This is a genomic window from Acinetobacter sp. CE-15, from assembly GCF_051059255.1.
GTDB classification, from domain to species: domain Bacteria; phylum Pseudomonadota; class Gammaproteobacteria; order Pseudomonadales; family Moraxellaceae; genus Acinetobacter; species Acinetobacter guillouiae.
The window spans coordinates 4,065,575-4,089,612 of sequence record NZ_CP192737.1 but is presented as its reverse complement, the minus strand read 5'-3'; the positions used below and the strand labels follow the sequence as shown (position 1 = coordinate 4,089,612).

Below are 24,038 nucleotides of genomic sequence, written 5' to 3'. Positions count from 1 at the left end.
TGGTAAGAATCCACAACAAGTTGTTCTTCATTGATGTATCTGAGGGTCTGTAGCTCAGTTGGTTAGAGCACACGCTTGATAAGCGTGGGGTCACAAGTTCAAGTCTTGTCAGACCCACCAAGTCTACTGAACACAGAAGAGCAGATATATTAAGATCTTAAGCTGGGGACTTAGCTTAGTTGGTAGAGCGCCTGCTTTGCACGCAGGAGGTCAACGGTTCGACTCCGTTAGTCTCCACCACTAATTAAAGACTAAGTGATTACAGAACTTAGTAAGCCGATAGCTTATTAAGTTCTGTGATTTATCACAGTTAACTACTTGCTGACGAGGCGGTAGTGAATCATTAACAGAATATATTTGAGTTGAAATAATTGTTTAAACTCGTTTTAGTTGATGTTAGCAAGTAATTGTTAATGTTGAATGAAATGAGCACTAGCGATAAAACTGAATCAAGCGTTTTGGTATATGAATTAAATTGAAGCTGTATGGTGATTAAATTCACAGGCAACAAATAGAAGTGATTAAGTTCACATTGTTGATCCTCCTTGTAGGGATTAACGACTGTTTGGGGTTGTATAGTCAAGTAATTAAGTGCATGTGGTGGATGCCTTGGCAGTCAGAGGCGATGAAAGACGTAATAGCCTGCGATAAGCTTCGGGGAGGCGGCAAATATCCTGTGATCCGGAGATTTCTGAATGGGGAAACCCACTTACCATAAGGTAGGTATCGCATGATGAATACATAGTCATGCGAGGCGAACGAGGGGAAGTGAAACATCTCAGTACCCTTAGGAAAAGAAATCAATTGAGATTCCCTCAGTAGCGGCGAGCGAACGGGGATCAGCCCATTAAGTTATATGTGTTTTAGCGGAAAGCTCTGGGAAGTGCTACCGTAGAGGGTGATAGTCCCGTACACGAAAGGGCACATATAATGATGACGAGTAGGGCGAGGCACGTGAAACCTTGTCTGAATATGGGGGGACCATCCTCCAAGGCTAAATACTCCTGACTGACCGATAGTGAACCAGTACCGTGAGGGAAAGGCGAAAAGAACCCCTGTGAGGGGAGTGAAATAGATCCTGAAACCGCATGCATACAAGCAGTGGGAGCCGACTTGTTCGGTGACTGCGTACCTTTTGTATAATGGGTCAGCGACTTATATTCAGTAGCAAGGTTAACCGCATAGGGGAGCCGTAGAGAAATCGAGTCTTAATAGGGCGTTTAGTTGCTGGGTATAGACCCGAAACCGGGTGATCTATCCATGAGCAGGTTGAAGGTTGGGTAACACTAACTGGAGGACCGAACCCACTGTCGTTGAAAAGCCAGGGGATGACTTGTGGATAGGGGTGAAAGGCTAATCAAACTCGGTGATAGCTGGTTCTCCCCGAAAGCTATTTAGGTAGCGCCTCGGACGAATACCATAGGGGGTAGAGCACTGTTTCGGCTAGGGGGTCATCCCGACTTACCAAACCGATGCAAACTCCGAATACCTATGAGTACTATCCGGGAGACAGACTGCGGGTGCTAACGTCCGTAGTCAAGAGGAAAACAATCCAGACCGCCAGCTAAGGCCCCCAAATTATAGTTAAGTGGGAAACGATGTGGGAAGGCATAGACAGCTAGGAGGTTGGCTTAGAAGCAGCCACCCTTTAAAGAAAGCGTAATAGCTCACTAGTCGAGTCGGCCTGCGCGGAAGATGTAACGGGGCTAAAACTATATGCCGAAGCTGCGGATGTATACTATGTATACGTGGTAGGGGAGCGTTCTGTAAGCCGATGAAGGTGTATTGAGAAGTATGCTGGAGGTATCAGAAGTGCGAATGCTGACGTGAGTAACGACAAAACGGGTGAAAAACCCGTTCGCTGAAAGACCAAGGGTTCCAGTCCAACGTTAATCGGGGCTGGGTGAGTCGACCCCTAAGGCGAGGCCGAGAGGCGTAGTCGATGGGAAATTGGTTAATATTCCAATACTTCTGTGTAATGCGATGAGAGGACGGAGAAAGTTAAGTCAGCCTGGCGTTGGTTGTCCAGGTGAAAGGCAGTAGGCATGCATCTTAGGCAAATCCGGGGTGCTCTATGCTGAGAGCTGATAGCAAGCTAGTTTACTAGCGAAGTGGCTGATACTATGCTTCCAGGAAAAGTCTCTAAGCTTCAGTTACACAGGAATCGTACCCTAAACCGACACAGGTGGTCAGGTCGAGTAGACCAAAGCGCTTGAGAGAACTCTGCTGAAGGAACTAGGCAAAATGGTACCGTAACTTCGGGAGAAGGTACGCTGCTGACGGTGATAGGACTTGCTCCTTGAGCTATTGGCAGCCACAGAAACCAGGCCCCTGCAACTGTTTATTAAAAACATAGCACTCTGCAAACACGAAAGTGGACGTATAGGGTGTGATGCCTGCCCGGTGCTGGAAGGTTAATTGATGGGGTTAGCGTAAGCGAAGCTCTTGATCGAAGCCCCAGTAAACGGCGGCCGTAACTATAACGGTCCTAAGGTAGCGAAATTCCTTGTCGGGTAAGTTCCGACCTGCACGAATGGCATAATGATGGGGGCGCTGTCTCCAGCAGAGGCTCAGTGAAATCGAAATCGCCGTGAAGATGCGGTGTACCCGCGGCTAGACGGAAAGACCCCGTGAACCTTTACTGCAGCTTGACATTGAACTTTGATCTTACTTGTGTAGGATAGGTGGGAGGCTTTGAAGTAGTGACGCCAGTTGCTATGGAGCCATCCTTGAAATACCACCCTGGTAATATTGAGGTTCTAACTCTGTCCCGTTATCCGGGACGAGGACCATGTCTGGTGGGTAGTTTGACTGGGGCGGTCTCCTCCTAAAGAGTAACGGAGGAGTACGAAGGTGCGCTCAGCGTGGTCGGAAATCACGCGTAGAGTATAAAGGCAAAAGCGCGCTTAACTGCGAGACCCACAAGTCGAGCAGGTACGAAAGTAGGTCTTAGTGATCCGGTGGTTCTGTATGGAAGGGCCATCGCTCAACGGATAAAAGGTACTCTGGGGATAACAGGCTGATACCGCCCAAGAGTTCATATCGACGGCGGTGTTTGGCACCTCGATGTCGGCTCATCTCATCCTGGGGCTGAAGCAGGTCCCAAGGGTATGGCTGTTCGCCATTTAAAGAGGTACGCGAGCTGGGTTTAGAACGTCGTGAGACAGTTCGGTCCCTATCTACCGTGGGCGTTGGAAATTTGAGAGGATCTGCTCCTAGTACGAGAGGACCAGAGTGGACGAACCTCTGGTGTACCGGTTGTGACGCCAGTCGCATCGCCGGGTAGCTATGTTCGGAAGGGATAACCGCTGAAAGCATCTAAGCGGGAAGCCTACCTCAAGATAAGATTTCCCTAGGACTTTATGTCCTCTAAAGAGCCGTTGAAGACTACGACGTTGATAGGTTGGATGTGGAAGTGCGGTGACGCATGAAGCTGACCAATACTAATTGCTCGTGAGGCTTGACTATACAACACCCAAGCAGTTGTATACGAAGCATCATTTGATTCATAAAAGATCAAACATACTTGATTTAGTTGTAAAGCTAGTTAAACTATTCAACTCAAATGTTCTGTTAAACTCATTTGGTACGAAGTAAGGCATTTAAATAAGACCCGAACAAGTCCATAACAGTTTGCTGGCGACAATAGCAAGAGTGAACCACCTGATCCCTTCCCGAACTCAGAAGTGAAACCTCTTAGCGCTGATGGTAGTGTGGGGTTACCCATGTGAGAGTAAGTCATCGCCAGCTTTTAAATCTAAAACACCCCGATCTCTAACGAGAGCGGGGTGTTTTTTTATGGGTGGTGTTTATAGGCTTAATGAAAAGAAAACTGCGAAAGGAAATATAAAAGCTCCATTCTTTAAAATAGAGCTTAATTTGATAGGTAAAACGTTATTTAAGTTGTCTTCGGGCATGTTTTAATGCTGTTCTTAAGCCTTCTTCCAATGTTGGATGATAAAAAGGTTTTGCTAATATCTCATCAATTGTCAGCTGTTCTGCAATGATCCAAGAGAGTAAGTGGGTCATATGTTCGGCAGACTCAACAAAAAGCTCAGCACCTAAGAGTTTTCTGCTTTGCTGATCTACATAAACTTCAACAGCACCTTTATTTTTACCTAAAACCAATGCACGACCTTGTTTTTCATAAGAAGCAAAACCTGTAACAAATGTTGTGTCTGATTTTGACAACGTGGCAAAGTTTTGCCCAGCAATCCCCATTTCTGGACTACAGAACACAATACCTAAAGGGGATAGGTTATTTAAGTTATGTATATTGGGAAAATTTAAACAACTTGAAACGACATTTCTTCCTTCATTTGCAGCCTCATGTTGTAAAGGCGTTTGGGTAAAAGCATCGCCAATAATAAATATTGGAAAATCAGCCAGTTGTTTAGTGGTGGGATGAACTGGTAATTGTTTTAAATCTGAGAATGACTGATCAATGTTTTCGAGGGACAAGGTTGATAAGTGTGTAGCACGACCAGTCGCATTTAAAATATAGTCAACCTGTATGCATTTAGATTCATTATTTTCAATAAATGATATTTCAACCCCATTTTTAATATCTTGGATTGAATCAGGTAAAACTTCAAATTTAATATTCAGTTCTTTGGATAATTCCGCTTGAGCGATTTCTTGTAAATTAGGGCTACTAAGCACCCCCACTTTTTTGCTTCTTGCAAAAACAGTCGTATTTACACCTAGGCGATGCATTGCTTGAGCTAATTCAATTGCAATCACACCGCTCCCGATCACGGCAATAGACTTAGGCAGTGTCTCAAGCTCAAATACTTCATCTGAAGTAATCAGTTTATTGCCTATTTTATTTTTCCAATCTTGGTTATAGGTCGGCGTTGAACCTACAGCAAGAATAAATGATTTAGATTGATAATGTTTTCCATCGACCTCAACCGTATTTGCATTTACAAATTTAGCTTCGCCATCAATTTTATGTGCAGTTTCCCAACTTTCTACATCTTTAAGCGTCGCACGAGCAAAGCGGTCACGTAAATTTCTGACATGTTGCATAACTTGACGTGTATCGATCTCTGCTTTTACCTCTAAAGCGACTTCTTTGGCATTTTGAATGTCATACATCCGATTTGCAGTTGAAATGAGAACTTTACTTGGCATACAGCCAACACGGACACAGGTTGTATCCCATGGACCTTTATTGATAATCAATATGTTAGATGTATATTTGATTGCTTCTTTATATGCACTAATACCCGCTGTTCCTGCGCCAATGATGATGATGTCGTACATATCTTCTCCTCATTTAATTATATTACAAGAAATATTAATTAAAGATTTAATAGCAATTTATAAAAAATATTCATATAAAGAGTGTCGTCAAATTATATTTTTTCAATATATCACAAGTATTAGATTGAAAAGTTTTGTAGATTTGAGTACATTTCGTGTAAAAGCCATAAAAGTATTTTTAGGGCAAAACTTATACTAAATACAATGGATGAAATTATGATTTACTTAACAAAATTTAAAGAATTAGGGGTTAAAGCAACAGTTCTGGCGTCCTCATTAGCTTTAGTGGCGTGTGGCGGCGGTGGAGGTGGTGGATATTATGGGGATGATAAGAATAATGGTGGAACAGGTACAGGAAATGGTGGTAATGGTTCAACCACGGATACTAAAAAAGTTGTAGAAAGTTTGGGGCTTTCGCTACAAGATGCTGAAGCTAAACCAATTGATGTTGCTTATGACAATTCTAAAGTCTTAATTTCAGTTCAAGCCTTGAACAGTGATAAAGGTGGTGTTGCTGCTAAACTGGTAAATTTATCGATTGCAGATAGTGAAAAATTAGGTGTAACAAGTAAGAGTTCTCAAGTAACGACTGGTGATGATGGTGTTGCGGTATTTGAATTAAATATTCCTACACTGAATGCGAATTCTGGAAAAGTACAGCTGACTGCAACTGTAGATGGAACAACAATTAAACAGGTTTATACCCTTAATATTAAAAAAACAAGCACGATTCAAAGTGAATATAATCTTAAAATCCAACAGGGAGTTGTGCTTAATTTACCAAAAGGTTCAGCTTCTATTACTGCCCAAGTCACAGATAAAAATGGTGGTGTAAAAGCGAATCAATCTGTATCTTTAGCTTTACCTGCTGAAATGCAAGGTAAATTTTCGATTACAAATGGTTCTACCTTAAAAACAGATGAGCTAGGCAAAGCAACTTTTAATATTACTGCGAATAGTGATTTAACGGCAGCTGACATTGCTCAACTTGTATTAACCTCGTCAAGTTTAGATTTTAAATTAGTGGATGAGTTTAAAGCTGAGAGCCAAGCAAAAGCATCAATTACTTTTAAAGATGTTTCTCAAATTGTTCAAAAATTAGAAATTGTTACTCAAGATAGCCCTATCGTTGCACAAGGTGGAACGACGCAAGTTACTGTTGTTGCAAAAAATAGTGATGGTAATCTTTTAACCAATAAAAAAGTAAAATTATCTTTTACAGATAGTAGTGCTGTATATGGTGTAACGATTGATCAGGCAGAAGTGACAACTGATGCGAAAGGCTATGCAGTATTTACCCTTAAATCTGCATCATCGTATCCGATTGCCTTATCTCAACAAGGAATTAACTTAAAAGCGACCTATAGTGATTCCGCAGATATTTTTGCAACAGCAACAGTTAAAGTGACAACTGCTGATACTGGAGCATCAAACCAGCAGGCACTTCAACGTCTTGAAATTGCATCTTCGTATCAGATTAATGCAAAAAATGATTCGATTACCATTACAGTCAAAGGAATTAATAATAAAGGTGAAGCCGCGACTCAAGGTAAGGTCAAACTGAGCCTAAATGCTGAAGCGAATTCTAATGGTGTTACTTTTGATGGAAGTGCAGAACAGGAATTTAAAACAGGTTATGTCACTTACACCTTAAAAACCAATGCTAAAACGCCGGCAGCTGTTGAAGCTTTAGTTGCGGCAGGTATTACTGCAACATTTACCACCGATAATAATGTAACGAACAGCATTAAGATTACAGTAGAAGATGAAGCGAAGTCAGAGGAAGCATTAAGTTATCTTGCAATAGACCCGATTAATGTGGCCTATGATTACACTAAGGATCAAACCATTGTAGTCAAAGTGAAAGCTACAGGTGTAAAAGGTAGTGCATTAAAAGGAGAGACTGTTAATTTAGGATTTTCAACGGCATATTCAGTTTCAGAGTTGCAAAGCCTAGGATTAAGTCTATCCAGTTCTGCGGATGCACTTACGGATGCAACAGGTTATGCAACCTTTACCTATCAGTATAAAGCAAGTGGAAGTCCAACCCAAAAAGCATTAGTTGAGAATGGTTTAGGCCTCATTGCTAAACCAACCAATGGAGTTGGCGCGGCAAGTACAGTCAATCTCAATTTCAAAGCACCAACAGCTCAAGGTGAAATTGATTTAGATCACTTGAATATTGATATGTTGGGTAGCCTCATTTTAACCGCAAATAACGAACAAACATTCGATGTAACCGTTAATGCGTTGGGTACAGATGGTAAGGCGCTGGCGAATCAAAAAGTGTCTATCGGGCTAAATGATGCAGCGACAAGTAATGGAGCGAGCCTAGCCACGGCGGCAACACTTACAACGAATGCCCAAGGTCAAGCAACGTTTAAGATTAAGGTGAAAGCCAATAATATAAGTGAGTTGGCAAACTTGGTTGCAAATGGCCTTACCGTGGCTGTAAAAGGAGTACGTACCGATGGCTCTGCTTATACCGTTACACGTAAAGTTGAGATCTCTCAACCTGTGGTTATCATTCCAGATTTGGCTGCGTTAAGTCTGAGCTATGATGTTCAAACCGTTTCTGTATTGGGTGGAGAAGTCCGTGTTAAAGTAATTGCTAAAGATGAGAATGGAACAATTATTCCAAATACATCTGTCGCGATTGCATTATCAAGTTTAGCGGGTTCTCGAGTTTCATTGTCAGACTCCAATTTAACAACAAATAGTAAGGGTGAAGCTGAATTTACCATTAGAGTTGCTGAAGGTGCTTATGATGCGAGCTTAATCAAGAATGGCATCACGTTTGCTGTTGTGGGTACAAATCGTAATAATGGTGATCGTATTCAGCAGACGGGTTCGATTCAGGTTGCTATCCCTCAAGATTCTGTAAACTTGCGTTTAACTGCTGATAAAAAAGAATTAGAGTTTGGCAAAAGTTATCAAGTTCAAGTTGCAGTTAAAGATGAATTGGGTGCTAATACAGGCTATCCTGTAAATTTAGCTTTAAATAAAGAAGCTTATGATGCAGGAATTCGTTTAAGTAATGATTCGCTAGTCACAGCAGCAAATGGTCAAACACAGATTACGATTACGATTCCAAAAGATATTCCAAGTGCTGCTAAACAAGCATTAATTGATTTAGGTTCTAAAGCAATTCAAATCAAAGGTACGATTAAAAATCCGAAGGGTGTTGATGTTGTATCTACCTTAGAATTTAGTGTTTTTGAGGCAGTGAATCCAAATCATTTAACTATAGATTCTTCTAAGGCAAGTTTAAGTGTTGCTGGTGATAAAACAATTGTTAAAGTGCAATTGCTTGATAACAATGGTCTTCCTGTTAGAGATGAAGATGTAACCTTAGCGGCGAATAATTCTGCGACATTGATTATTGGAACACCAGGAGATGGACACCCAACAAATACAAGTAAACCACAGACTGTAAAAACTGACTCAAATGGTAATGCTTTCTTCTCTGTGGAAGTGGATGGTAATACTGCTGATGGAGACTTGTTATTGGCAAGTGGTATTGAACTCACAGCAAGTAATACCAATACAAATGGTGCCTTAACAACACAGATTTATCGTTTAACTGCATTTAAACCTTCACCAACAGCACCTCAACCTGCGCGTTATAATTTACGAATCGAGTCGAATAAAGCAACACTAAATGTGCGTAATGATCTAGCAAATGTTACAGTGACTTTAGTCGATCAAAATGGTGGTGGTGTTGCGAATAAATATGTCAACTTGAATATCAAAGATTTTGTTCGAAATGGTGTAATTATTGTTGGTGCATCTGGTTTAACAACCGACCAAAATGGACAAGCAGTATTTAAAGTTAAGGTTGATGAAAGTGCACGTAATGCGACATATACTGCAGCAGCATTTGATGCTGATGATTTAAATTTAACAGCGACATTCAGTGAAGCTGGGTATTTAGACGCAACTCAAATTTCACGTATTGATGTTGTGCAGTCAGTTGTGCAGAATCCAGTTGCATCAATTGTCATCGGCGTTAATCCTACAGAAACGGGATCTTCAAATGACGGTGTGTACTACACGAAAAATTTATCAGTAAGTGTTGTCGATTTTGATGGTAAGCCGTTAGCGAATCAAAAAGTGGAAATGGATATTAATCCAACTAATTATGTTAAAGGTCGTTACATTTGGGCGTTAGCACCTGTGCCTGGCTCTGATCCAGTATTAAAATGGGTTGGACCTGGTAGTGGTTATTATAACTTGAACAATCCAAATATTTATTTAAGTAATGGTATTCCAATGAACAATAATGGAACGCCAGCAGATACGACTGATGACTTTCCTGCATTAACAACAATCAATTCAGCACATAGTTGTGCTGTAACCGCGCCATATAGTGCAATTACCAATAATGAAGTAAACAGCATTCCAGTTAAAGTACCAACATTCTTAGGACAAGGGGCTACGGCAACGTATACAACGGATGCTGAAGGGAAATTTGATTTTGTGATTCGTTATCCGAAGATTTATGCTCAATGGCTTAATGTACAAATTGGCGCATCATCACAAGTTGCGACATTACCATTTAGAACGACATATAATTTAGGGCTGGCTTCAGTTGCATCTGATTACAGTACTGATGGGACATACGGACCAAATTTAAACAGTCCTTATGGTATCAATACGACTACATGCCCATAATTTTTATTGATAAAAAACAGCGCTTCGGCGCTGTTTTTTTATTTAACAGATGTTCCCATACTTACCCCAACCGTAGGTCTTACATTCATTGAACTACATGCAGATAGAAGTAGACATGAGATCAAGATAAGGCCAATAACTTTCATAGAGATATCCAAATTTTAAGTTGTTGTTATTCTAATCCCATTGATAAGACGGCGTGTGTAGTAAAATTATTGTCTTTCATTGATTGAGTTAAAATTTTTATTCAATTTCATTGTTGGTATTGGATTTTATAATTGGAGGTGTTTAAAAGCCTAAAGTTTTAAGCTTTTAAACAGGAGTATACAAATAACTGATTCGGTGATGTTATGGTGTTGTAAATTGCAAAACACGATTACCATATTGATCAACTAACTTTAACGTTTTGTCATAGACTTGATAACCTTTCACCTTATTGAGTGCTTCAGTATAGTTAGCCGCGAGTTTCATAGTGTCCTGACAATACATCCGAGTAGAGCCGAGTTGCCCTAAGGTTAAGTGCTGTCCTTTGATGGCGTATGCACCCATAATACGATTACAACCATCTGCACCACTTACCCGTAAATCTGAACCAAATTGAATACTTGGTATGTTGTGAGCATTTGGCGTTGCTTTATATTCTGTTGCACCAATATGCGTAAGTGTCCAATTTTTGTTTTGCAACAAACTTAAATTTTGGCTTTGCTGATCGACACTTGGTGTAGATGCACATCCAGAAAACAAGAGCGTTGCTGTGATGAATGTGGTTGCGAGTATGGATTTAAACATGCGTATTCTCCTAATTTTAATCATTATATAAACAAAATTGAGTTAAACCATAAAGACGGGCTGACTAAAGCTATACATTATTGAGTATGGTCTTCAGGTAAACCAAAACGAATCACTTTAGAAAAGTTATCGCTATTTTGATATTTAAACTGAGCATATTCAGCTGTTCTTGGATTAATATGTGCTTTTTTATACCATTCTTTGATTGACCATTGATGATTTAATGCACCCAAATCATAAAGATAATTGGGTAAATAACCTGAAGCCAATAAACGATAATCTGTTGGTAATTTTTCAGGGGAAATCGCCTGAACCATATCAAAAACCAAAGTTGTACAGTTACTAGTTAGGGTGTTGTACCACTTTGGATGTTCTGCCAAAGCGGAAGATTTCAAAAGATACTCTTCAAATAATGCTTTGGTTTCTGCTTTCGGTAATTGAATCGGGAAAAAATAAACCTGCTCGCCTCGAATATTACTTCGTGTATAAACAATATCTTTTTCATCTGCAGCGATTAGGCTTAGCTCAAACTGTCTAAAAAACCCACCAATTGCAGAAAAGTTTTCATTTTTTTCTTTTCGAATTTCAATGGAAAAAACGAGTGGGCGCTGATTTAAAAAATCAAAGCTAACCAAGGTATGGGCAATCTGTGGTCCCATCCAATAAGAGGTGATGATATTGACGCCTGTAATCTCATCTAAGTTGTAGCTTCTGGTTTCCCAGCGTTCGTCATATTGATCAGGGGAGTGCCAATTAAAGTTGCGGACATTATGAATCGTGACAAGATTATCTTGCTGCTCGTAAGTAAAAATTCTGGAAACTTCTGGACTCCATTGACGATCTTGCTGTGCAGGAATATTAAAGTACCAGACTAAGCTGACAATAAAGGCGATGATATAGATCAAACTGTCAGTTTTTCGGCTAAATATATTTTTAGTAAAATAGATCCCAAGAATACTCAGTGCAAAAATAATCCAAATAGGGATGATGATATAACTGAAAATCTTTCCTAAGGGGTGTTGAATCCAAATCGCGAAACAAAACCACAGGCTGCTCAATATGACAAATAAGCTAAACAAGGAATGGATTATCCCCATTCCAAGTGTATGCAGTATTGATCTTGCTTTTAAGCTATCCATAAGCCACTATTTTTATTCATAAAGTTCAGTGCTATTTTCGGTATGTTGCAAACTCAAAAGCAATAGCTGTTTTGTCATCAACATGTGACTCGCTCGCAACTTTTTTAAATTCCGTTGGAATTTTTGGATAATACGCGTCACCTTGTACATCGAGCTCAATGTGGGTGAGCTCTAAACGATCGGCAATGTGCATGGTTTGTTTAAAAATTTCACCACCACCAATGATAAAGATACTGGCAGGTTTTTCTGATGCCAATACATCAGGAATCGCTTGCTCCAAAGCAGCATCTATACTATGGGCCGTTTTAACCCCAGCAAAACTCCAATCCTGATCACGGGTAATTACCCAATTGACACGTTTAGGTAATGCACGTCCCATCGATTCAAGCGTTTTACGTCCCATCACCACAACACCACCTTGGGTGATTTCTTTGAAGTGTTTAAGATCTGCTGAAATATGCCATGGAAGATCATTCGCTTTACCAATGCAGCGTTGTTGATCCATTGCAACGACATGCACAATTTCAAAGTTTTTAAATGTCATAATGAATTCGCTTATTATCCATTGGAAAATTTTCCCTCCTATTGCAAGGAGGGAATAAGGAAAGACTGAATTAAAATATTTAAACAGCTACAGGTGCTTTAATTGCAGGATGTGACTCATAACCTGTAATTTCAATATCTTCAAATTTAAAGTCAAAAATATCCTTAATTTCAGGATTTAACTTGAGTTGGCACAGTGGTAAGGGCTCACGTGTTAACTGAAGTTTTGCTTGTTCAAAATGGTTAACATATAAATGTGTATCACCGCCAGTCCAGACAAAATCACCTACGCCTAAACCACAAACTTGAGCAACCATATGAGTCAGTAGAGCATAGCTGGCAATATTAAATGGCACCCCTAAGAAAACATCTGCACTACGTTGATAAAGTTGGCAAGACAACTTTCCATCCTGAACAAAAAATTGGAATAAAGTGTGGCATGGCGGTAAGGCAACTTTACCTGCTTCATTTGGGTTCCAGCCAGACACAATCAAACGACGTGAGTTTGGATTGGTCTTGATTTCATTGACCAACCAACTGATTTGGTCAAAACCATCACTTTCAAACAAACCATTGTCTTTTTGCGTTGCGCCAAAGTTACGCCATTGATGACCATAGACTGGGCCCAATTCCCCTTCAGGGCGTCCAAAACGGGCAGTCTGCTCAGCGGTAGACCATTCATCCCAAATCGAAACTTTATTGTCTTTAAGATATTGAACGTTGGTGTCGCCTTTTAGGAACCACAGCAGTTCAATCACAATTGAGCGGAAATGAACTTTTTTAGTGGTTAGTAGCGGAAACCCTTTTGACAAGTCAAAACGCATTTGATGACCAAATACAGAACGAGTACCTGTACCAGTACGATCACCTTTGTCACCGCCATCGTCTAGGATATGTTGTAGAAGGTCTAAATACGCTTTCATATAGTGTCCAATTTGGGGCGTCTATACGACATAAATGACAGATTATGTCGCATGATTACCCATTCGTAATGTTTCTGAATAGCTTCAGAGTTTATACTAATCTGAGTTTCTTTTTAAGCTAGATTATTTTCTGTTTTGCATCCATCTAACAGCTAAAACTAAGAGTATTTGAAAATGAGTATAAATTTGAATGAGCTCCCAGCATGTTTACAGCCATATAAAACGCAAATTATTGCGACAAAAAAAGACAGTATAGAAATATCATTAGTGCCGACTGAAGATTTACAGATTTGGCAAAGCAAAGTGAGTGGAAATCCTTATTTACCTGTAGGAAAGCAATATCCGCAGAGTGCGGAGGGGGATGACCTACAATTATTGGCGCAGATCAATTTTGCAGAAGTGCCAGAAAATCAACATTATCCAAAGTCTGGAATTTTACAGTTTTTTATCAATCCGCATGATGATTTATATGGTCTCAATTTTGATGATCAAAAAAAGCAAGATGGCTTTCGTGTGGTTTTTTATGACAAGATTGAGCAAGATCTTGCACTTTTACAAAGCGATTTTCCAAGTTTTGCTGAGGACGATATTTATAGTCCTATCGCAGGGCAGTCTGCGATTCAGTTTGAGAAGGCAGAAAGCTATATTGATATGAATAATTTTGATTTTGCTCAAAAAGTCACAGACCCTTATGAAAGAGACGATGAGGAAGAGTTTTGTGATGAGTACAGTGAAGTTTTTTCCGCAAGCGGTCATCGTTTAGGGGGATATCCATTTTTTACTCAATCTGATCCGCGTGAATACAATGAATCTATTCAAGATTATATTTTGCTGTTGCAGATTGATACAGGTGAAGCTGAAGGTATTGAGATTATGTGGGGCGACTCAGGTGTAGGGAACTTCTTTATTCATCCTGATGATCTTGAAAAAAGAGATTTCTCTAAAGTGGTGTATAACTGGGATTGTTATTAAGCACTGACGGCATAATTTCTAAAAAGCTGATGTTGATAACGTCAGCTTTTTATTGAAAAAATCTTTTTTTGGCATACGATTTTTCTGAATTCATAAAACAAAAGTGTGACTGAATTGACAGTTTAATATGTTGATTAGATTAAGAAAATATTTTAATGATACGGCCGAGTAAACTTTTGTTGATTAATTTTTAAACAAACAAACCCAGATGATGAATTGTGTAATGTCAGCAGTTTCAGTAGTTTGAGGTGTTACAAATGAGATTTATTAACACTTACATATTTTTTTACATGTTTTAAGTCTACATTTTAAGAATTGCTGATTACTATTCATGGCTTGTGAAAAGTTGTTATTGGTTTAAACAAGGTGGTTTGAATCAATTCAAAAGGGCAGTTTGAGGACAATGCATGATTTACGACCACAATGTTAATATGAATGAATACGTGAATCCCACGGTTCATATTCAGATTCGATCGGAAAATCAAAATAATAATTTTCGACCAGATGAATACTTAAAAAATAAAGCATTTGAAACTTTTAAAAATCAAACTGAAGCATTTAAGAAAGAAAGCTTAATCGATATTAGTAAATTTACTGAAAAACTTGTCAGTATGTCACGTAGTACTACTGCACATCGTTGTGCAAGATATGTGCGTATAGCGCTTGAATCAGCTGGTGCACGTTTTTCTGATCATCCTGTTGCCGCTTCAGATTGGGGTTCGACTTTAACTGAGATTGGTTATAAGCAAATCCGTCCTGACTTTGATAATCCTCAAGAAGGTGATATTTATATCATCAACAGTACCAGTCGCCATCGTTATGGCCATATTGCTGGATTTACAGGTTCTCAATGGGTTTCTGATTTTAGACAACGTAGTTACGATGTGTATAAAGACCCAAATGTAACCTATGAATATTATCGTTTAGCTGCTTAGTTATACAGTCAAAAGCATTTAATCCATTACGGATTAAAAGATAAAAAAGGAAGCTTTTGGAATGAAAGGCTTCCTTTTTTATTACTATGCTTTTTTACTACACCACCTTTAGTCAAAACGTTTTGCGCGATTTTGATAAATTGACATGATAAATAGCCCCAATGCAGCAAAGCCAATGGCTTGAATCGAGGTCAATATTTTATGTTGTGCGGGTAAAAAAACCATTAAAAGCATAAGTGCAAGCAATGGGTAGATTGAAAATAAAATTTTAAAACCTTGAGCATAGACATTATGTTGAGTAATTTTTAGCCTTAGCATTCTTAATAAATGCGTAGAGATTCCAATGGCTAAACATATTATGGTAAACGTTGGACTTAACTTCTCAATCGTGGCGCAATAATAAATTATCACACAGGTTAAGATTGAGATGATCACTTTCATTTCACGGCTACAGCGCGCTGAATACCAAAAATCTAACATTATTTAGACACGTGTTCAGATGAATTTTTATTGAGTAGCGAGAGTGGTGAAAAAATACAAACCGCTAGGGCCATAAAACCAATACCTTGAGCGCCTGGGATCAAAATTTCACCATTGTTCATATTTTTAAAAACCAATGCCAAAACTAAAGCCAGTGGAATCCAGGTCAATAAACGATAAAGAAATCCTGTTGGGCGTTGGGCTGCAAAATGAACCTTACAGTAACGACAAATCAGAAAAATAATACCTGTACCTGCAAAAAGTAAAATATTATCAAGGGTTAAAGGCTGGTACCAATATAGTCCAATAGTGACCAGTGCCAATAAAATAAGAAAAATGAGCTTCTTTGCAACCGAGACTTTAGGATCAAACCAAAATTCAAGCATAGTGATTTCGTTTAAATTGGATAATGATAATTTAGCATAAAAAAGGTGAAGCTTAGCTTCACCTTTTTAAACTTAGCTCATAAGGCTTAAGTATTTTTTTGTGGACCCCAGTCAAAAATTTTCTTTTGGTAAGCGTACCAAATTAACCACAATCCAATCAGAATCATTGGGAATGAGAGGATTTGACCTTTGGTCATCCAACCAAACAAGATATAACCTTGATCTGCATCAGGTTCACGGAAGAACTCCATAAAGAATCGAGCACAGCCATAACCCATTAGAAAGATTGCAGATACGGCATAACGTGGGCGCGGTTTAGCACTATAGAACCATAGAATAAGGAACAGCAGCAGTCCTTCACACAGCGCTTGATAGAGCTGAGATGGATGACGAACCAAATGTAGTGGATCAGTCGGGAAGATCATACCTAGCGCAAAGTTAGGGTCAGAAACTTGGCGGCCATATAATTCACCACCAATGAAGTTACCAATTCGACCAAACATCAAGCCCGTCGGTACACAGGGTGCAATGAAATCTAGTGTTTCAAACCAAGTTTTCTTATATTTATGACACCACAAAAGCATGGCGATCATTACGCCAAGGAAGCCCCCGTGGAAACTCATACCACCAGTCCAGACTTTAAATAGCCAGATAGGATCTGCTAAAAATTTGCCAAACTCGTAAAATAAGACATAACCAACACGACCACCGAGTACAACCCCAAGTGCGCCATAGAACACCAGATCGGAAACCATTTCAGAGTTCCAGTCAGCACGTTGTTTGGCGCGATAAGTGGCAAGGCCCCAAGCACATAAAAATGCCAAGAGATACATCAGCCCATACCAATGGACGTTGAGTGGACCCAGTGATATTGCAACTGGGTCAATATTCGGGTAGGTAAGCATTCCCAATCCTTGATTTTCTATTTTGCACAGATTTTAGCTGAAACATATTAAAAATGTTGTACATTCAATGTGTAAACTTCATGGAATGTATTTTATGTGTATTGTGGCATTGGCTTGGCAAGTTTTGGATGATTTACCTGTTTGTTTAATTTCAAATCGTGACGAATTCTACCATCGTCCAAGCACTCAATTACAGTCATGGTCGAACAGTCCGATTATTGCAGGGCAAGATTTGCAATCAGGCGGGACATGGATGGGGGTCACACCACAGGGACGTTGGGCAGTGATTACCAATTATCGTGATGGTGCTGATAAACAAACTTATCCGACGACACGAGGCTATTTGATTCAAGCTTTTTTAGCGTCAGATCAAACACCGATTCGTTTTGCACAAGCACTGGAAAAGCAGCAAAGAGATTATGCGGGTTTTAACTTATTTGTGGGTGATCGACAGCAGGCTGTTTATATGAGTAATCGTGGTGAAGCCCCACAAGTATTATCCCAAGGTGTATTTGTTGTTTCAAACGGCTTGATGTCAGACGATTGGGAAAAAACTAAGCATTTACGTAAACGCTTTACCCAAGAATTTTTACCCATGCTGCAAGTTCCTGCTATCCCTGAACAAGATCTACAATTCGCTGTTTGGGATATTTTAGAAGATGAACGAAAAATTATTCCTGATTTACTGCCCAATACTGGAATTAATCCTGAGATGGAAGCCTTGTTGTCTTCAACATTTATTCAAAGTCCAATTTATGGGACACGCTGTTCCAACTTTTTAAGAATAAGCAGTACGCAGATTGATTGGATCGAAAAAACACAACAAGGTGAACATATGGGCGAGTTAGTCGAGATTAAGCGCGTTATTGAAAAATAAAAAGCCATAGCAACTTTCGTCACTATGGCTTTAAAAAAAAATTTAGTTGATTAGCCAGCAATTACACCGCCATCTTTACGAGTAATGACGACCGTTGCAGAGCGTGGGCGAGCGGTCTTATTACTTGGATCTTTTTGTGAGGCAGGCCAGTTACTTGATGGCTTATCAAAGCTAGGTGAGTCTTCACCTGGATGCTGAACATTGATAAAAATGGCTTTGTAGTCGGGTGTCATGGTGACACCTGTGATTTCACATTGTTTTGGACCTGTTAGGAAGCGACGCAGGTTTTCATCAGTGACTTGTTTACCCACGATCGTTTCTTGCCCAGCAGATGTTATTGCTTTTGCACCATCACCGACTTTACCAGGCAGTGCAGCAAGCATCATACAGTTGGTGGTATCTGTATAAGCACTATCATCGGTTTGAATCCAAAGGACACCACGTGGGTCAAACCACATACCATCTGGTGACGATAAATCATTGTTATCATTTAACCCAGATAAGTTGATGTTGCTGGCCATTTTTGCTTCAGCACCAAAGAGGTAGATATCCCAAGTAAAGCTTTCAGCAGTGGTTTTATTATCTTTTTCATGGAAGCGGATAATATGACCATTTACATTGCCTTTACCGCCTTCAGGGTCACTATAGTTTCGTGGATTTGCAGCATCTAATGCATGTGCTGTACCACGGTTCGAGTTATTGGTTAAGGTGACATAGACTTCACCATTCTCAGGGTTCACCGCAACCCATTCTGGACGATCCATTTTGGTGGCTTTGACCGAATCACCGGCTAAACGTGCAAAAGTAGTGACATCGGCTTGAGATTTAAAAGGATAGACAGTATTGCTATCATTTAAACCATTTTTACCGTATGCCAATTCAATCCATTTACCTGTACCATCATTATTGAATTGCGCAACATATAACTTGCCACTGTTCATATATTTATCGCCAGCGCGATAGCCACCATTGACATCTTTTGCATCCCACTTCGCATCAGATACAAATTTGTAGATATATTCGCCACGTGAGTCATCGCCCATATAGAAGGCCAGATTTTCCCCTTCGATTAAACGGCTTGAGCGACAGTCTTCATGTGCAAAGCGACCTAAAGAGGTCCGTTTAACTGGGTTCGAACGACTATCGAACGGATCGATTTCAACAATCCAACCAAAGGTATTTGCGCCGTTGCGATAATCTTTGTCTGCTGAGTCAGCGGTAATTGAAGCGTTCCAACGGTCATATAAATCTTGGCTCTCGATAGCCCCAATCGCAGTTTCCCAGCCATAACGTGAGCTGGCACCATCTTTTAAACCATAGCGATTCAGTGCGATGATTTCAGCCGCACTACGTTTTGCATCGTCACCTTTATTACGCACAAAGTATCCAATAAAGTTTTCTTCTGTAGTGAGGTAAGTCCCCCAAGGTGTGTAACCATTACCACAGTTATTATGTGTGCCACGTGTTTGCTTTGCTGAGCTTGAGTATTTGGTTTTCACCAAGTCTGAACCCGCAACTGTACCTGCAAAGTCCATGACCGTTGACGCTGTAATACGGCGATTAAATGGAGAGCTTTTAACAATCTCTACTTTTTGTGTGGTTGCATCTTTTTTTAATTCAATGACGGAAACACCGTGTGCATTAACTTCACGAATCACTTCATCTTCTGGGCGACGACCATTTACTTTTGTTGCACCTTTAGGGTGTAAGAAGGTTTGATTAATGTATTCATGATTCATGACCAGTAAGCCACGGTTTGAGGCTTTCGCATCATATTTAGAGCTATTGGAATTTAAGCCAAAATAGCTCATACCATCATGACAATCGCCTGAACGCGCTGTAAAGCTGGCCCCTGAAGGAACATTGTTATCATCCCAGTCAGGGATAGTCTGTGTTAATGGATCACCTAAAGCATAAAGCACATTTGCTTCATAACCAGCAGGAACAGTGACGATGTCATTGAGGTTTTTTGCAACAGGGTTAAAGGTGAATTTTTCTGGTTTTTTAACGGTCGTTGTTGGGGTTGAGTTATTGTCATCGTCGTCATTACAACCGACTAGGCTCGATGCTAAAGCGAGAGCCGCTGCACCGCTTGCTGTTTTTGTAATTAAACTACGACGAGAAATCCGTTGTTCTAAAATGTCACGGAAATGCGTGTTATTCGAAGTATTGTTATCTAACTCTTGATTTTCATGATATGGCGTGAGGTCTGTCATACGATTCCCTTTGGCTTTAAGTCTTGATTAAATGTGATTTTGATTCAGCTTAAAAACATACAGAACAAATGTGTAAGATCTCTTACTCTTATATTTAATATTGGTTAAATTTAATCTTATTTTAAGAAAGTAATAGGATTGTCATATTTGTATTTAGATAATTACTGTGCTGTTCAATTTCTATAAACATTGAGGTATGACTGATTGAGCATGGTATGTGCTTGGTGAATTGAATTAACAGGATTAACTTGCAGTTGTTTTTTTAATAGAGATGTTTCATAAAGAGATTTTAAGAATAGACTTCTTTTATAAACGCTTATTAAAAGCATAGATCAACATAAAATTCCCCTCATCCTGACCTTCTCACGAGGGGAAAAGGAACTTTTAATCACAATATAATTCACTCAATATGATCATTTTTCGACTTGTGAAATAGATCTAATGTATTTGAATAAAAGTGCAGAAGATTAAGCCATAGACTTGTTTTTATAATTGTTTTAAAAAAATTAGCATTCTTAAAATAAAAAATGACCTCAAAAGAAGTCATTTAAATATTAAAACGCTTTTTTATTTTGATACTTAAGCATCTACAGTTTTACGTTTTTCAATCACTTTACCCAGCAATAAACCTAACTCAAATAGCATCCACATTGGAATTGCGAGCATGATCATTGAAATTGCATCTGGAGGGGTAATAAACATAGATACGAAGAAACATCCCACCACGATAAAGCGGCGCTTTTCAGCCAATGTTTTAGTGGTGACCAAGCCAACTAAAATTAACACTAAAGTAATAATTGGGATTTCAAAGGTCACACCAAAGACCAAAAATAATTTTAGACAGAAGCTTAAATAACTATTGATGTCCGTCATTGGCGCGACGGTTTCTGGTGAAACACTGATAAAGAAATGCAGGATAGATGGCAATGCAATAAAGTAAGCAAAAGCAATCCCTGAATAAAACAGCACAATACTGCCAAACAGCAATGGAAACGCTAGATTTTTTTCTTTTTCGTATAATGCAGGTTTAATAAACGCCCAAAGCTGATAGATAATAAAGGGCATCGCCAGCATCAGCGCAATAAAGAAGTTTAACTTAAACGGCGCCATGAAGGTTGCTGTAACATCAGTTGCAATCATGGTTGAGGTTGCAGGTAATTGTTTTCTGAGTGGTTCTGATAACGCAATATAGGTCTTATTGGCAAATGGCAATAAACAAAAAAATATAGCAATGAGCGCGCCAACAATTTTAAATAAATGCTTACGTAACACCATCAGGTGTTGAGTAATCGGCATCGCATCTAAAGGCGGCATCTCGGTAGATGAGGCATCATGTACTTGTGGTGCTAATGAGTCGCTCATACAGCCACCTTCAATTGCGGTACTTCTTTAACAAGAACAATTTGTGGTCGAGTTACAGTACAGTTTTGTTTATCTAACCAAGTCTTTGACATATAAATAGCGGGAACCGTAATATCAAGTTTATGATAAGTCGTGTGAATTTTTTTATTGTCTGTTATTGCGAGATGACTTTCTTGTTCTACAGCAATTTTTTGTTGCTGTAACTCCTGCATCTGAGCCTGCATTTTTTGTTCAAGTTCTTGAATTTTTTGCATCTCTTGTTGCATTTGTTCTCTAAATTCAGAAAGACGTAATTCACGGTCGATGTCATTTTGGACACTACTAATTGCACGTTTAAATTTGCTATACCATTTGGCAGCAAAACGCGCAGCTTCAGGAAGTTTATCTGGTCCCAATACTAAGAGCGCAATGATCCCAAACACTAACAGTTCTGAAAATCCAACATCTAACATGATCTACGCCTCACCGATTAGTGTTTTACTGTAGAGTTCACATCAGTATTGCTTGTTTGATGTTCTAGGGTACGTGTTTCAGTCAGTGAAGCAGTTGTTGCCTCTTCTTCTTTAATTGATTTCTTAAAATCTTTGACGGCACCACCAACATCTTTACCTAAGTTTTTCAGCTTTGATGTACCAAATAGTAGAATCACAACAATTGCAAAAATAAGTACATGCCAAATCGATAATCCAGCCATAGTTTTAACTCCTATTTAATAACAGCTATAACAACAGTTATCCATGACAAAAAAGTGACACTAATATTTCAATTTAAAGACAGACAATATTTATAAATTATTTTGATATGTTCAACGTCATCTGTATTTGGAAAATGCTAGTATGTTCATGATTTGAGAATAAGGTGTTGTATTGTGGCTTTGTTATTTCCAGTTTTATCATTTATCTGTGGGCTGATACTGGCGAATAGCAAATTTTCAGTAAACTTAAAATCATTCATGTCTTTGCTGCTGGCTCGCTTATTTATCCCGATTGTGATTATTTACAATATGGTATTTTATAAATCGGGCAGTATTGCTTTAATCTTATTTGCTTTTTTCTCATGCTTTACGCTTTTCTTTATTTATCTCACGCTGTCTAAAGATCGTTTAGCTTCATTGTGTTTTAGCTATACCAATATGGCATGGCTCGGCTTTCCGATTGCCTTGGCTATATTTGGCCCAGACAATAGTATGCTGATGATACCGCTTTATATCGGGGTTTCAATTTTTGGAAACTCTTGGGCTGTGACTTCGGTGAGCTCAGCTCCACTATCCAAACGATTGCTTATCAAAAAAGTACTGCAATCGCCACCTGTGATTGCCTTGATCATTGCCGGGCTTTTACGTTGTTTTGATGTGCAACAGTTTCAGACAAATGATTGGATTAATTGGATTTATACTCTGGCTAAATGGAGTATGAGTTTTACCGGTATGTGTGTATTGGGGATGTGGTTAAGAAAAACCAAAGTCCATATCGAGGATTTACTGTCCAGTACTAAGCTTGCAATATTAAAGTTAGTTTGTGGTGTTGTATTGTGTAGTCTGGCTTATTTCTTTTTACCGGTTCCACAGATCCATCAATATATTGGGGTGATGTTTTTACTGTTTTGTTTACCGCCAGCTGCCAATATTGTCGCATTGGAAACCCACTATCAAGGCACTGGCGTTTCAGCAAAATATATTGCTTCAGGAACGATAGTCAGTTGTGTGGTATGTGTCCTATACGGTGCATTGATTCATTTTTTATAGTCTTATCGGTTTATTTCACTTTGTTTTAGATAAGCTTTAGCGAGACTCATCGTATTCCTCCTTTGCTCAAAGGCGAGGAGGAATCTAACAAGATCGTATGATCTTAAACGGCTGGTTTTAGCTGCTTATTTCAAGCTTGCTTTAAACAATTGCATCGCCTGACCACGATGGCTAATTTTGTTCTTTTCTTCTTTACTCATTTCTGCGCTTGAAATATTTAGCTCGGGTAGCCAGAACAGTGGGTCATAACCGAAACCATTTTCACCACGAGCTTGCTCGAGTACTTCACCTTGCCAGATCCCTTGGAAGATTTGTGGTAAAGGGTCATCTGCATGTTCAACCAATGCCAATACACATACGAACATTGCTTCAATCGCTTGATCGTCTTGGCGTAAAGGCTTAAGGTTTTCCAGCAACTTTGCATTATTGGCTGCATCATCGCCATGTTCACCTGCATAACGTGCAGAGTAAATTCCAGGTGCTCCACCTAATACGGGAACGCAAATCCCAGAATCATCTGCAATCGCAGGTTTACCTGAAATACGGCTTGCATGACGTGCTTTGATAATTGCATTTTCAATAAAGCTTAAGCCATCTTCAATCGCATCTTCGATATTCAGTCGACCTTGAGGAATCACTTCAACGGGTAAAGCCAATTCAGCAAACAATTTTTCAAATTCAGCAATTTTGCCTTTGTTATTGCTTGCGAGTACCAGTGTTCCTTGTGATAACCAATCTTTTGATGACATGATGCAGACTCAAAATTTAAAATTGAGTTATTTTAACTTAATCTGTGTCATAAAATATGGCTAAATTCTCTTGTCC

Annotated in this window: 18 protein-coding genes, 2 tRNA genes and 2 rRNA genes; 9 read left to right on the top strand and 13 right to left on the bottom strand. The window is 39.3% G+C overall.

Going from position 1 to position 24,038, the window contains the following annotated elements; all coding sequences use genetic code 11:
- Positions 1-43: 43 nt before the first annotated feature.
- From ACQ7EO_RS18700 to rrf, 4 genes are all read left to right on the top strand, one after another.
- Positions 44-120 (top strand) — tRNA-Ile (locus ACQ7EO_RS18700).
- A 44-nt stretch (positions 121-164) separates the two neighbouring features.
- Positions 165-240: transfer RNA gene (locus ACQ7EO_RS18695), tRNA-Ala, on the top strand.
- A gap of 337 nt (positions 241-577) precedes the next feature.
- Positions 578-3,468, top strand: a 23S ribosomal RNA gene (locus tag ACQ7EO_RS18690).
- Positions 3,469-3,635: 167 nt separating this feature from the next.
- Positions 3,636-3,750: ribosomal RNA gene (gene rrf, locus ACQ7EO_RS18685) — 5S ribosomal RNA — on the top strand.
- Positions 3,751-3,894: 144 nt separating this feature from the next.
- Here rrf and ACQ7EO_RS18680 read toward each other — a convergent pair.
- Positions 3,895-5,268 carry a dihydrolipoyl dehydrogenase gene (locus tag ACQ7EO_RS18680; protein WP_434278347.1) on the bottom strand — a complete coding sequence of 458 codons (1,374 nt, stop codon included), beginning with the start codon at positions 5,266-5,268 and terminating at the stop codon, positions 3,895-3,897.
- Positions 5,269-5,484: 216 nt separating this feature from the next.
- Between ACQ7EO_RS18680 and ACQ7EO_RS18675 the strand changes: the two genes are divergently transcribed.
- Positions 5,485-9,942, top strand: coding sequence for a hypothetical protein (locus tag ACQ7EO_RS18675; RefSeq protein WP_434278345.1), 4,458 nt, complete (start codon positions 5,485-5,487; stop codon positions 9,940-9,942).
- A 348-nt stretch (positions 9,943-10,290) separates the two neighbouring features.
- Here the strand turns inward: ACQ7EO_RS18675 and ACQ7EO_RS18670 are convergent, their stop codons facing one another.
- The 4 genes from ACQ7EO_RS18670 to thyA form a co-directional block, all read right to left on the bottom strand.
- A complete protein-coding gene (locus tag ACQ7EO_RS18670; protein ID WP_434278343.1) occupies positions 10,291-10,731 on the bottom strand; it encodes an META domain-containing protein in 441 nt (146 codons plus the stop codon).
- 77 nt (positions 10,732-10,808) lie between these two features.
- Positions 10,809-11,870 carry an Lnb N-terminal periplasmic domain-containing protein gene (locus ACQ7EO_RS18665; protein ID WP_434278341.1) on the bottom strand — a complete coding sequence of 354 codons (1,062 nt, stop codon included), beginning with the start codon at positions 11,868-11,870 and terminating at the stop codon, positions 10,809-10,811.
- A 31-nt stretch (positions 11,871-11,901) separates the two neighbouring features.
- Complete coding sequence (locus ACQ7EO_RS18660; protein WP_434278340.1) at positions 11,902-12,414, bottom strand: dihydrofolate reductase; 513 nt, start codon at positions 12,412-12,414, stop codon at positions 11,902-11,904.
- Positions 12,415-12,493: 79 nt separating this feature from the next.
- The gene (gene thyA / locus ACQ7EO_RS18655) at positions 12,494-13,336 is read right to left on the bottom strand and encodes a thymidylate synthase (protein ID WP_434278339.1); all 843 of its coding nucleotides are present in this window, start codon (positions 13,334-13,336) and stop codon (positions 12,494-12,496) included.
- 174 nt (positions 13,337-13,510) lie between these two features.
- Here thyA and ACQ7EO_RS18650 point away from each other — a divergent pair, with 174 nt between their 5' ends.
- On the top strand, positions 13,511-14,308 hold the full coding sequence (locus ACQ7EO_RS18650; RefSeq protein WP_434278338.1) for a YwqG family protein: 798 nt from the start codon (positions 13,511-13,513) through the stop codon (positions 14,306-14,308).
- 407 nt (positions 14,309-14,715) lie between these two features.
- Positions 14,716-15,243: a hypothetical protein gene (locus ACQ7EO_RS18645; protein WP_004726489.1), complete on the top strand. Its 528-nt coding sequence runs from the start codon at positions 14,716-14,718 to the stop codon at positions 15,241-15,243.
- A 108-nt stretch (positions 15,244-15,351) separates the two neighbouring features.
- Here ACQ7EO_RS18645 and ACQ7EO_RS18640 read toward each other — a convergent pair whose 3' ends face one another.
- The 3 genes from ACQ7EO_RS18640 to lgt all read right to left on the bottom strand — a co-directional run bounded on the left by ACQ7EO_RS18640 (position 15,352) and on the right by lgt (position 17,014).
- A complete protein-coding gene (locus ACQ7EO_RS18640) occupies positions 15,352-15,723 on the bottom strand; it encodes a hypothetical protein (RefSeq protein WP_434278337.1) in 372 nt (123 codons plus the stop codon).
- Positions 15,723-16,109, bottom strand: coding sequence for a hypothetical protein (locus tag ACQ7EO_RS18635; RefSeq protein ID WP_434278335.1), 387 nt, complete (start codon positions 16,107-16,109; stop codon positions 15,723-15,725). Before ACQ7EO_RS18635 ends, ACQ7EO_RS18640 begins: the two co-directional genes overlap by 1 nt.
- 86 nt (positions 16,110-16,195) lie before the next feature.
- Positions 16,196-17,014, bottom strand: a complete 819-nt coding sequence (gene lgt / locus ACQ7EO_RS18630; protein ID WP_034609684.1) for a prolipoprotein diacylglyceryl transferase — start codon at positions 17,012-17,014, stop codon at positions 16,196-16,198.
- Positions 17,015-17,108: 94 nt separating this feature from the next.
- On the opposite strand from lgt, the gene ACQ7EO_RS18625 reads away from it, so the two are divergent.
- Positions 17,109-17,891, top strand: a complete 783-nt coding sequence (locus ACQ7EO_RS18625) for an NRDE family protein (RefSeq protein ID WP_034609687.1) — start codon at positions 17,109-17,111, stop codon at positions 17,889-17,891.
- Between the two features lie 50 nt (positions 17,892-17,941).
- Here the strand turns inward: ACQ7EO_RS18625 and ACQ7EO_RS18620 are convergent, their stop codons facing one another.
- The 4 genes from ACQ7EO_RS18620 to tatA all read right to left on the bottom strand — a co-directional run bounded on the left by ACQ7EO_RS18620 (position 17,942) and on the right by tatA (position 22,163).
- On the bottom strand, positions 17,942-20,107 hold the full coding sequence (locus ACQ7EO_RS18620; protein ID WP_434278333.1) for a PhoX family protein: 2,166 nt from the start codon (positions 20,105-20,107) through the stop codon (positions 17,942-17,944).
- A gap of 579 nt (positions 20,108-20,686) precedes the next feature.
- On the bottom strand, positions 20,687-21,421 hold the full coding sequence (gene tatC / locus ACQ7EO_RS18615; RefSeq protein ID WP_434279635.1) for a twin-arginine translocase subunit TatC: 735 nt from the start codon (positions 21,419-21,421) through the stop codon (positions 20,687-20,689).
- A gap of 44 nt (positions 21,422-21,465) precedes the next feature.
- A complete protein-coding gene (gene tatB / locus ACQ7EO_RS18610) occupies positions 21,466-21,921 on the bottom strand; it encodes a Sec-independent protein translocase protein TatB (RefSeq protein ID WP_004818879.1) in 456 nt (151 codons plus the stop codon).
- A 17-nt stretch (positions 21,922-21,938) separates the two neighbouring features.
- The gene (gene tatA, locus ACQ7EO_RS18605; RefSeq protein WP_004726505.1) at positions 21,939-22,163 is read right to left on the bottom strand and encodes a Sec-independent protein translocase subunit TatA; all 225 of its coding nucleotides are present in this window, start codon (positions 22,161-22,163) and stop codon (positions 21,939-21,941) included.
- A 174-nt stretch (positions 22,164-22,337) separates the two neighbouring features.
- On the opposite strand from tatA, the gene ACQ7EO_RS18600 reads away from it, so the two are divergent.
- Positions 22,338-23,213 (top strand): permease, encoded by an 876-nt coding sequence (locus ACQ7EO_RS18600; RefSeq protein WP_239046496.1) that lies wholly within the window; start codon positions 22,338-22,340, stop codon positions 23,211-23,213.
- 125 nt (positions 23,214-23,338) lie between these two features.
- Here the strand turns inward: ACQ7EO_RS18600 and rdgB are convergent, their stop codons facing one another.
- Positions 23,339-23,962: an RdgB/HAM1 family non-canonical purine NTP pyrophosphatase gene (gene rdgB, locus ACQ7EO_RS18595; protein WP_034609719.1), complete on the bottom strand. Its 624-nt coding sequence runs from the start codon at positions 23,960-23,962 to the stop codon at positions 23,339-23,341.
- Positions 23,963-24,038: the final 76 nt, after the last annotated feature.